Source organism: Thalassoglobus polymorphus, assembly GCF_007744255.1.
Lineage (GTDB): Bacteria > Planctomycetota > Planctomycetia > Planctomycetales > Planctomycetaceae > Thalassoglobus > Thalassoglobus polymorphus.
Genome location: NZ_CP036267.1, coordinates 13,598 through 24,529 on the forward strand (window position 1 = coordinate 13,598; position 10,932 = coordinate 24,529).

At 50.6% G+C, this 10,932-nt stretch carries 7 protein-coding genes; 4 read left to right on the plus strand and 3 right to left on the minus strand.

Translation table 11 applies throughout. The features are described 5' to 3' along the window. Positions 1–246 precede the first annotated feature (246 nt). Entirely contained in the window at positions 247–1,710 is a 1,464-nt protein-coding gene (locus Mal48_RS00045; RefSeq protein WP_145194958.1) for a hypothetical protein, read from the plus strand. 155 nt (positions 1,711–1,865) lie between these two features. Here Mal48_RS00045 and Mal48_RS00050 read toward each other — a convergent pair whose 3' ends face one another. Both Mal48_RS00050 and Mal48_RS00055 read right to left on the minus strand, forming a co-directional pair. Beyond that, positions 1,866–3,257, minus strand: a complete 1,392-nt coding sequence (locus Mal48_RS00050) for an OprO/OprP family phosphate-selective porin (protein ID WP_197441931.1) — start codon at positions 3,255–3,257, stop codon at positions 1,866–1,868. 209 nt (positions 3,258–3,466) lie between these two features. Further along, on the minus strand, positions 3,467–4,843 hold the full coding sequence (locus tag Mal48_RS00055; RefSeq protein WP_145194962.1) for a carbohydrate porin: 1,377 nt from the start codon (positions 4,841–4,843) through the stop codon (positions 3,467–3,469). 393 nt (positions 4,844–5,236) lie between these two features. Here Mal48_RS00055 and Mal48_RS00060 point away from each other — a divergent pair, with 393 nt between their 5' ends. Both Mal48_RS00060 and Mal48_RS00065 read left to right on the plus strand, forming a co-directional pair. After that, the gene (locus Mal48_RS00060) at positions 5,237–6,682 is read left to right on the plus strand and encodes a DUF1501 domain-containing protein (protein WP_145194964.1); all 1,446 of its coding nucleotides are present in this window, start codon (positions 5,237–5,239) and stop codon (positions 6,680–6,682) included. A gap of 208 nt (positions 6,683–6,890) precedes the next feature. Then, entirely contained in the window at positions 6,891–7,970 is a 1,080-nt protein-coding gene (locus Mal48_RS00065; RefSeq protein WP_145194967.1) for a site-2 protease family protein, read from the plus strand. 30 nt (positions 7,971–8,000) lie between these two features. Here the strand turns inward: Mal48_RS00065 and Mal48_RS00070 are convergent, their stop codons facing one another. Next, positions 8,001–10,049: a LamG-like jellyroll fold domain-containing protein gene (locus Mal48_RS00070; RefSeq protein ID WP_145194968.1), complete on the minus strand. Its 2,049-nt coding sequence runs from the start codon at positions 10,047–10,049 to the stop codon at positions 8,001–8,003. Between the two features lie 203 nt (positions 10,050–10,252). Here Mal48_RS00070 and Mal48_RS00075 point away from each other — a divergent pair, with 203 nt between their 5' ends. Next, positions 10,253–10,867 carry a sigma-70 family RNA polymerase sigma factor gene (locus Mal48_RS00075; RefSeq protein WP_231739805.1) on the plus strand — a complete coding sequence of 205 codons (615 nt, stop codon included), beginning with the start codon at positions 10,253–10,255 and terminating at the stop codon, positions 10,865–10,867. Positions 10,868–10,932: the final 65 nt, after the last annotated feature.

Below are 10,932 nucleotides of genomic sequence, written 5' to 3' on the forward strand. Positions count from 1 at the left end.
GTGTGAAAACAAAATCCTCAAGGATCTTCCGAGATTCCTATTCTGTTGATCACTCAAAACACTCAGGTCATGGAGCGAAAAGAATGATTTCTGGTTACAGAATTGGTACTCTGTTTTGAACCTTTGCAATTCTTGAATAGGCGGAGTGAGGTTGAACAGAAATTTTCTGCTGCGTTGAGAGTCGCTGAGAACTTCCCGTTGCGAATCCTGAAACAAGATGGTCCTATGAAAACGAATTTCTCCAGAATGAACTGTCGTTACCTTCTCCCTGTCATGTTCGGAATGGTGACTGTCATCTATTTCAACACTTCCGAGGTGAGTGCCCAAGACAATTTCTCTGCCTTGACTGCAAAAATTCCGAAGAGTGCGAATGCGTTGATTTTAATCGATGCAGACGCGCTCAGGTCGAGTCCGCTCGGAAAGCAGGAGAACTGGGCAGATAAGAATGAAGCTGCCTACGTGAACTCACCTTTCTATCTTCCACCCGAGGCAACGAAGATTGTCGTCGGTTCACAAGTGAACTCGAATCATCAGTTGGAGCAGGCCTGGGAAGTCGCGGTGATGAATCTTTCGGAGCCAATTTCCAGCCGAGCAATTGCTCGAGCAGAAGGTGGGGAGATTGACACCATTGCAGACATGGCGGCTGTCTGGAGTCCGAGTGACGCCTATTTTGTTCAGTTTTCCTCTCAGCTACTTGGAATCATGGCTCCTGCGAACCGACAGAAAGTTTCGCACTGGGCAAAGACCACTGGATCAGAATCGTTGGATGCAGCAGGTGTTTTTGCTGAGTCTGTTAATGATGTGAATGACACGACGCAAATTGTTTTAGCAATCAATCTGAAAGATGCAGTTGTTCCGCACCAGCTTCGTGAATGGCTCAGTAGTTCTGAACTTCTGAAAGATGATGCCACCGCTCAAGCCAGTTGGCAAACGGTTGTGGAAAGCTTAACGGGAGCGAAACTGGCGATTTCCGTCACGACGAAAATTCAAGGCCGTCTCGAAGTTCAATTCGAATCCGATCCGTCCGTGTTGGGGAAGAAGGCGAAAGAGGGAATTCTCCAGACGTTTCAGAAATTTGGAGTTGCGTTTGAGGATCTGGAACACTGGACTCTCAGCCAAAGTCAAAACAATCTCATTCTGGATGGGGAACTTTCACTGACAGATCTGCGCAAAGTGATGAGCTTGCTGCAGGTGCCAAGTTCGAAATTCAGTGCTCTGGCAGATGTGGAACCGGCTGAGGCTGACGATCAAGACAAGGTGGTGAAAGCGTCGCAGAAATATTTCAGATCGGTTTCGACACTGCTCGACGATCTGCATTTAGAGTTCAAGACAAACCGTGATGCCCGAAAGAACTTCGCAGCGACTTACATGCAACGGTATGCAAAGCGAATCGACAAGTTACCAATTCTGAATGTCGATGTGGAACTCGTCGATTATGGCCTGTCCGTCTCGGAAACTTTACGCTCCACATCTGTGACTCAAGGCCAGGCGAATATCGAAACAGGAGTCAGAAAGTCGAGAGTCTATTCATCAAATTATTCGAACGGCTATTACAACGACTATCGCTCCAGTTCGAGTATCAAAACTCAAATTGCTCGGGAAGAGCAGGGGGAAGCGAGCAAAGTTCGCTTTGAAAACTGGAAAGAGATGCAGGATGCGACTGCTCAGATTCGTGTCAAAATGACACAAAAGTACAAAGTCGATTTTTAGAGCTGATTCTGAGTGTACTTACTGGATCACTGAGAAAGGTGACCATTCCACAAGCTTCCAGACCAGTTCGAATCTCCGAATCTGTTTTTCATGCTTGTCCTGTCCGTGAAGAATTCCTGGACGGTTTGGCAGGCTGATTGTCACAAGTCAGGGATTCAGAATTCAAGCTGTAGACGCCCGGAGAGGACCAGACTGTCAGCGCGTCCGACAGTGGGGGCGTCCAGTTTGACTGGAATCATGTTGAAGATGACTCGTGCGAAACTGTTGAGATACCAATTTAATCCGAACGTCAGCGTTTGCATGCGCCCCCCCTGAATATCAAGGTCATTCAGGTCGATGATCGCCCAGCCTGCGGTCAGTTCAAGTGCTCCGAACCCACAGTCACCGAATTCTTCATCAGGGATGACGCCTGAGAAAATTCCACGTTTGCGATTGTAGACCGCTGACTCACCAGTCAGCAGCAATCCCGCCTGAAAGTATCCCCCGGAAAAATTTACGGGGGCCATTTTGGGTCGATTCACAATTGACCAGCGATACTCTGCCTGAGTGCGGAACGGTCCGTACTGAGAAGCGAGTTCAAGGTTGAAGAGATGAAAGTTGTCTGTCGGAATATTTCCGGTGTCGACAAATGCAGGAATACCGGTTGCAGAATTGTCGCTCGGATCAGTGACGAAGAAGCCTGGCTGAACGGCATATCGAACACGATTATTCGCGGGGTTTCCAAAACTGTAACCCCCACCGAGATGAACTAGAACGTCATCGTTGTTGACCAAAAGAACGGTTTCTCGTGTCGCAAAGGCCCAGCCTCCATTATTTCCACTTGAAACTCCATATGAGTCTGTGGGAGTTTTGTAGGCGGAAAAGGCATAAGTTCCGTTCTCGTCAGGAAATGTCCCGAAGCCCCGAAGGCCCGTCTGCCTGAATGGGGCAAATGCGAAGGGAAGTTGCCGCTCCATGAACAACAGTTCTCGTCCGCTCGACTCAGCATCCATGCCGAAAGGTTGTTTGAAGTAGCCAGCTTCCACATGATCAACAAATTTTGCGTCGGAGAAGATGACTGCGACATCTCGAAAGCTGGGGTGTCCGGAGGCAGCAAAGTCCAGGTCGATCACGTAAGACGTTGCTTTACTAACGTTTCCGCTGGCTCGCAATCGAACACGACGCAAGCCGGTTTCTGTGTTGACCTTCCCGACTGCGTCGACAGTTGCCTGGTCCTGAATGATCCAGCCCGTGTCGAGTTGCAGAAAACCACCCCATTCAAGCGTGGGGTACTCTGTCTGACTATTTGAAAAAAGTGGTCGCCCCGATTGCACGAATTCGTAGTCTTTAAGATCAGTCCGGGGGGCTTCGAGGACGCTGGGGGCAGCTTCTTGCTGATTTCCATTCTCTGCGGTTGTGATTGCTTGCGGCACAGATGCGGCAGTAGGTGCAGGCGGAGGTACGAGAAGTGGATCAGAATTGTCCACGGCAGCAGGCTGTGCGTAGATTTGTGCAGAACAACACGAAATCCAGACAATCGAAACAAGAATCGACTCTGGAAATCGCATTTCTGATGCCGTTGGTGATCGAAGAAGGTCAGACTGCTGCTTCGATTCCAACATACCGAATCAAAGCAATTTTGCCTTATCGATACAATCGGCTTCATTTTGAGTTGAACTTCAAATTAGTTTGAAGTTCACTCAAGTTTGTACAAAAGACCTGTCATGGCTCAGGACGAACATGTTTCAGAGCGGACATGGTTCAGTGCGAACATGGCTCAGAACGAAATGTTCGATCTCAGTCCCATCACGTAGGCTGTGTCCACTCCAGTTCGCCCAGGGAAAAGGATTTGCACGTCAGGAGTTACGTCGAACCAGGGTGTGATTTGAGCACGATAGAAGAATTCCAACCCGTGACCGTCATTGACGCCCCCTAAGGCGAGATTCAGAATCGGGCCAATTTCATCACTGATTCCGTTGTAGTACCAGCCAGCTCCGAATCCATCGTGATTACGACCAGGAAGCGGGCTTGATCCTCCAACTCCGAAACTTAAGAACCAGGCTAATGGGTTTGCTTCATCATCGCCGAGGCCTGCTCGACCGAAGACTCCCCAACCACGTGTTGGATCACAAGGATCTGTCACCAGATACTGATCGAAGTTGTAGTACATTGACCATGAACCGGAGGTCTGGTTAATGGGGACATTCGGGAGAATGATTCGAGGATCTTGTCCCAGACTCGTGTAGTCTCTGCTGCTCCAGGTTCCAGCGAAGAGTTGATGGCCCGGCTTCCCGAAGAAATTCGTCGGAAGTCGGAGTTCGGCAGCCATCGAAATGCCCTCCGCAAATAGATCGCTGATTCCGACTGTCGAGGCTGTATCTTCAGGGTTCAGCAATGTAAATGTGAAGATCGGCTCGCCGTTTTCCATCCAGACAAATCCGGCACCGAGAGTTGAATAAGGAACTGTTCGCAGGGCGATGGGGTTGATGACCATGCCTAGATTTGAGAACTGCTTCGTTCCGCGACCATGGGCAAAAGCGTTTGCATCTCCATCGAACGTATCCATCTTTCCGAAGAAGACCGCAAAGTTTTCAGAAAACGCTTGTGTGAAAAGAACGTTCGTCAGGTAAATTTCATCTGAGTCAGGAACGGGGAGAGATGAGGAGATCGTACTCGGCATGAACGCACCGGTTGATCCGTCGAGTGTCTGGCCAAATCGATGTTCAGCCCGCAACTTCACAAACAGACCTTCCTGGATTCCGAGTTTGCCAGCATCGATGTTCACGAGGTAGTCGCCATGCCCGCTGTAGCGAAATTTGCGGTCCAAACCACCTTCGACAACACCAAAATTGAAGGTCGTCAGGTTGGCTTGGAAATTCATTCCAGACTCGGCCAGATCGGTTCGCAGACCTCCCCAATCACCTGTCAGGTAGGGAGAACTTGAAGAGAAGCAGCCTTCGTCAAGGACACCGCAGCAGGCATCACAGCCTGACCCGATTGAATTGGACTTCAGGCAAAGATCTGGGTCGCCAAACAGACAGGACGCTTCATCGGCCATTGCGAGTTGACTCGAAGCGACCACTGCGAGCGCAATTCCGAGTGTCCAAAATCGTTTGATGACGGACTTCAAATTGATCTCTGACAACCCACACATATCTCATCATCCTTGAAAAGAGAGAATCCGGTATCATTGCATCGGATTGTGAGTCAGCATGAATGTAGGGTTATGCTGAAGCTGCCAGGGAGAAGGGAACAGGTGATTCGCATGTAGTGATTGTAGGGCTTGTGGTGATTCTTTCCTTTGAGACGATTCCGTCTCAAAGAGGCGTTGTGCTCCATCGTATTTGTCGAACCTATCTTCGAGACCAGTCTCGTCGTGAGATGTCAGTGGTGTCCACGGAATGTGAGACATACAGCAAATTGACTGTCGAAATTGTTTATCATCGACGAAATTGGGGCTCTTTCGTACAATGAACAGCCCCCCAAATGGATCCGTTGACGCGATGTGCTCTTCGATTCCCTCACTTCAGTAACACGCCGAGTCCTTATGTTTTTTCAGCCTGCCATCACTCGTTCTTCTCTTGTCTCTCGTCGAGAGATGTTGCTTGAGTCCGGAACCGGATTTGGTGCCCTGGCTTTGGCTTCGCTGCTTCCCCAATCGGCCCTTGGAGATGCCTCCGCTTCGATTTCACATATTGCGCCCCGTGCCAAGAGTGTGATCTTCCTGTTCATGGAAGGTGGCCCCAGCCAAATGGACCTGTTCGACCCGAAGCCGCAACTCAATAAGCTGGCAGGGAAGCCTCTACCTCCCGGATACAAACGAGTTGTCACAGCCATGGGGGAACTCAACTCACCGTTACTCGCATCAAAACGGAAGTGGAAGCAATACGGCGAGGCCGGAACCTGGGTCTCCGACTGGATTCCAAATATTGCGCAGTGTGTCGATGACATGGCTGTGATTCGTTCATGCTGGACGAATGGAATCAACCACTCAGGCGGTGTTTGTCAGATGAACACTGGCACTCCATTAGCTGGACGTCCTTCATTAGGGGCTTGGGTGAATTACGGGCTCGGTACAGAAAATCAGAACTTACCTGCTTTCGTTGTGATGACCGATAACAAAGCACAGGTCACCAACGGTCCTCGAAACTGGGGAACAGGATTCATGCCCGCCAGTTATCAGGGAACCAAACTCGACGTCGGCAACGAGCCCATTGCGAATCTCAACAATCCGGAAGGGATTTCGGTTGAGCGGCAACGAAACAAGTTGGGCCTGTTGAACTCGCTGAATCGTGACCACTTCAAAGATCGTACATTTCAAACAGAATTAGAAGCCAGAATCAAAAGTTACGAGCTCGCATTTCGCATGCAAGCGAATGCTCCAGAAGCGATTGATCTTGAATCAGAAACGGCTGCCACACAACAGCTTTACGGTTTGGACGATCCGAAAACAGAAGCGTATGGAAGGAACTGTCTATTGGCCCGGCGACTTGTTGAACGGGGAGTTCGATTTGTTCAACTGTATCATGGCGCCGGAAGTAAGTGGGACGCGCACCGCGACATTGAAGGGAACCATACTCGAATGTGCGGGCAAAGTGATAAGCCTGTTGCCGGTCTGATCAAAGATCTGAAACAGCGAGGACTCCTCGATGAGACACTCGTCGTCTGGGGAGGCGAGTTTGGCCGGACTCCGATGAGCGAAAAGGGAAATGGTCGGGACCATAATCCGACTGGCTTTACAATGTTCATGGCGGGCGGAGGTGTTGCTGGGGGACAGACAATCGGTTCGACCGACGATCTAGGATTCCACGCTGTCGAAGACCGCCTGCATGTTCACGATCTGCATGCTACGATTCTCTATCTGATGGGAATCGATCATATGAAGCTAACCTATCTACACAAAGGACGTCCGGAGCGGCCCACACAAAACGAAGGTGATGCCTACCGACTGATTACGCAGCGTCCCTTGGTCCGCAAGGAACTTTCATCGTAGTTTCACACTGCTCACCGAATCTTCATCTGTTCTGCTGATTCGGACAATCAGAGGTCCACTCTCCAGTGAACGGGGGCATTATCCTGTTGCGTTCGCTGTTTGGCGGATGAAGTGCCAAACTGAGCTGGGATCACTTCCTTCCCATCCTGTTGTGAATCTACGAGGATTGGCGCAGTTCGAAACTCTCTCAAACTGTTGTGAGGACGCAATGAAGTGGTCATGGAAACTTGGCGAAGTTGCTGGCATTGGCATCTTCATGCATTCGACGTTTCTGATTTTGATCGTCTGGATCGGCGTGAGTTATTGGCGTGTGGAACAGAGCGCCCTGGCGGTTGTAGAAGGTGTCGGTTTTATTCTCGCTCTGTTTGGCTGTGTGGTCCTTCATGAATTGGGGCATGCCTTTGCAGCCAAGTCGTTCGGAATTCAGACTCGCGACATCACTTTACTCCCGATAGGTGGGGTCGCTCGACTGGAGCGAATGCCCGAAGATCCTTGGCAGGAATTCATTGTCGCCATCGCCGGTCCGTTCGTGAACGTTTTGATTGCGATGGTTCTCTTTGTGGGCCTTACTGTGAGCGGAGCTTTGGGAACTCTGGAGGATCTGATCGCAACGAGCGGTTCGTTCCTGATGCGATTAATGTTCGTCAACGTCGTGCTCGTCGTCTTTAATCTGATCCCTGCTTTTCCAATGGATGGAGGCCGGGTATTGCGGGCGATCCTGGCTTCACAAATGGACTATGCCCAAGCAACTCGAATTGCTGCCACAGTTGGTCAGACCATTGCCATCGCTCTCGGATTTCTCGGTCTGATTTCGAATCCTGTACTCGTTTTGATTGCTTTGTTTGTCTGGATTGGAGCAGGCTATGAAGCTGCGTCTGTGACACTCCGCTCCGCCGTCAGTGGCATCACGGCTAAAGTTGTCATGCTGACTCACTACGAGACTTTGACTCCACAGGATTCGGTACAGGATGCTGTCGACCTGACGTTACGCGGATCTCAAAAAGACTTTCCTGTCATCGACAATCAAGGAACTGTTCTCGGTGTTCTGACACAATCTGGAATGTTGAAAGCGATCACCTCAACCGGTCCCGACACGCAAGTTGTTGACGCAATGATCAGAGATGTTCAACCGACCACGACTGGGGAAATGTTGGAGTCGCTGTTAGTTCGACTCAAGGATGAGGAATGCCAGACTGTCCCCGTCGTTGAACAGGGACAGCTCGTAGGGATCGTCACAATGGAGAACGTCAGCGAATTTCTACGAATCCAACAGGCCATCAACGCTTGAGAACTTTACCGGGGAATCTGGCGAGCCCCGTTAGTCTTTGCTTTCGTTTCGGAGTTCAGAGATTTGATCCGCGCTGAGGCGTCCCTGGAAGATTTTGACCTCATCGATCCAGCCGTCGAAGTTGCGGCCGGTTCCGGCGCGATGCCCTCCGATGATGAGTCCACCTGTTTCACATGCAGGACCAGGAATGGGAACCGCATGTTCACTCACCTGTTTTCCGTTGACGTACAACCTGAGCTTCTTTTGATCAAACGTGAACGCAACGTGGTTCCATTTTCCGAGTAGCTGTTCCCGGTCAAGCAGCGTGTTAAATGGCCCTTGAGCACCTGTGGTTGGTGCAGCCTCTGGTTTCGAAGCGGGTTTCACTGTGAATGTGTAAAGTTGCAGGTTGATCTTGTCGGGCTGATCGGTCGCTCGCATTCCAAGCGACAGGTTCCAGGCTCCAGTTTGGCTCGGCTCCCCCTCTGCGGTGCTTTCCAGTAAGAATGATCTTGAACTGGAATCATGCTCTGGGAGAGTTTCCGGTTTGAACCACATGGAAACAGTGTGTTCAGCGGAGTTGTCATCCAGAAAACTTCTTGGGACGGTCAAGTATTGTTGCTTGCTTCTTGAAAAGTGAACAGATCCTCCGAGAGCTCCATCCTGTTGGTTGATCGTTGGTCCGTTGACTGGAGTCGCATCGATGCGACTCCCCAATGGAGACTCATTCTTGAAACCGTTATCGAAGTTCCAGTGAGCACGCAATTCGGGAGCGGCGTCCTCGTCGCTGTCGACTGTCATTTCATTCAGGTCAATTTCGATCTTGCGATTTACAACTCCATCAGGTTGGCGAAACTCAGCAATCAGCTTTGCATTCTCTGTGGTTCCGTCCGCAGTCAGTGTCAGAAATTGCCAGCCCTCGACCAGCGACCACTCAAGCGAAGGATGATAGACGTCCAGTGATGTGATCGTCCGGGTGTGTCCTGGAGAAATGATAAAGTCGTGCAGATCATAACCGACTCGCTGGGGACGAATCAGATGACGGGCAACATGGATATCTCCACCGAGGAGTACGACTCCACCGATCTTCTCAGTCTTGATGAAATCCAACAGAGCATCACGTTCGTACCAGTATGTGAACATGTCGTCGGTTTCGCGATTCTTCTTGTCCTGCCAGATCGCTCCCATCGACAGCACTTTGAATGGAGCCTTGGACTCTTTCAGACTCTTCAACAACCAGTCCCACTGCTCCGCTCCGAAGCAAGTCGGCTGTTTTGGATCAACCGGAGACGGTTCGGATTGTGAGAAATATCTGGGGTCGAGCAAGAAGACTTCCATCATTCCCAGATCGACTTTGTGATACACACCTTCAGTTCCGTTTCCATATTGAGAATGAGCGCGGTATTCCACAAAGCCCTGACGGGTCTTCCCCTTACCGTTCATCATGTTTAAGCCGTTGCCGTTATTGAGACCAAAGTCATGATCATCCCAGGTACCGACAACAGGTGTGTGAGCAGCCAATTTTTCAAGATCGGAAACCTGTAGGAACTGGCGTTGTTTCTCGCGCACGATCGCCAGATCCGAAGTGTCGATATACGGGGTGTCTCCCATCAGGAAGACCGTGTCGACACCTAATTTCTCCATCTCGTTCCAGATGCCATTCGGTTCGATATCAACACAGGAAACGAAGCTTGCAGAGACGCGATTCCCTTTCCGGGCAGGGTCGACTGTGGTGAAAGTGTGATCCTTTTCTGAAGCGACAGATTCTTTCTGGCTCCCGCGGATCTCATCAATTTGATAGCTGTAGTTTGTTGCTGGTTTCAGACCGGTGACTTCAAACTTTGCGACAAAGTCATTCGCTTCGGTAGCGGTCGTTGTCACTTTCTTGATTGGTTGACCATCTTTCAGGACGGTCAATTGCAACTTTGTCTCGATCTTTCCTGGTCGATACAGAATCCGCGCGGTCGTCGGCTCGACTGTTCCAACAATCGGACCAACGATTTCGTCTGCCTCAGCGATGCCTCCCAGAGAAGTCAACGGGATGAGACCAGTGAAGAGGGCAAGCAACACAACTTTCGAAATCACAACTGGATGTTTCACTGCAGAAGACTCCTGGCGCGGCCTGCTCGGTCGCTGGATAAAGTTCCGGAACGGAAGGGGACGATAGAGTACGGCATTCGAGTATCAAATTAAATACTCGCGTCCCAGAGCGTACTCGCTCGCCGTGCCCGCTCTCCGTACATCGGGATTTCGATGGTGAATTTCTTCGATGAGGCTCAACTGGCAGAATCAGAGATCGTATTGTGGTTTTCACTGGACCCGGTCGCGGATATGCTGATGGGATGAACTCAGAGACTTCTCAGCATGTGACTCAAATTCTATCGGCTCTCAATTCAGGGGAGCAGCAGGGAACCGATACGTTACTCCGGATTGTTTACAATGAACTTCGTCGGCTTGCGACCGCTCGGCTGAACCAGGAAGCATCCGGGCAAACTCTTCAACCAACTGCACTGGTACATGAAGCGTATTTACGTCTGGTGAAAGGAGATGAGCAACAATCGTGGGATTCTCGTGGCCACTTCTTTGCAGCGGCTGCCGAAGCGATGCGACGAATTCTCATTGAAAATGCGCGTCGAAAAGCAGCCGTGAAACATGGAGGAGGCCTGCAACGGCTCGAACTGGACGATGCCGACGCAGTTGTCTCGGCGACGGATCAAAAACTGTTGGAAGTCGATGAGGCGATTACCGAGCTAGAGAAGGTGGAACCATTGAAAGCGAAGCTGGTCAAGTTGCGATACTTTGCCGGGCTGGAGGAATCCGAGGCCGCGGCAGCTCTGGGGATTTCCCGAGCGACAGCTTCGCGGTGGTGGACTTTTTCTAAAGCCTGGCTTTATGCACATATGAACGACGAGTCGTAACGACTGTCAGCTAATATGTTTAGAGCTCGGGGCCGAGTCAGCGAGAAGTACAGTTCGGATGATTT

Coding starts and splice junctions, on each gene's coding strand:
- Mal48_RS00045 (WP_145194958.1), top strand. CDS start 247: ATGAACTGTCGTTACCTTCTCCCTGTCATGTTCGGAATGGTGACTGTC.
- Mal48_RS00055 (WP_145194962.1), bottom strand. CDS start 4,843: ATGTGTGGGTTGTCAGAGATCAATTTGAAGTCCGTCATCAAACGATTT.
- Mal48_RS00065 (WP_145194967.1), top strand. CDS start 6,891: ATGAAGTGGTCATGGAAACTTGGCGAAGTTGCTGGCATTGGCATCTTC.
- Mal48_RS00050 (WP_197441931.1), bottom strand. CDS start 3,257: ATGCGATTTCCAGAGTCGATTCTTGTTTCGATTGTCTGGATTTCGTGT.
- Mal48_RS00060 (WP_145194964.1), top strand. CDS start 5,237: ATGTTTTTTCAGCCTGCCATCACTCGTTCTTCTCTTGTCTCTCGTCGA.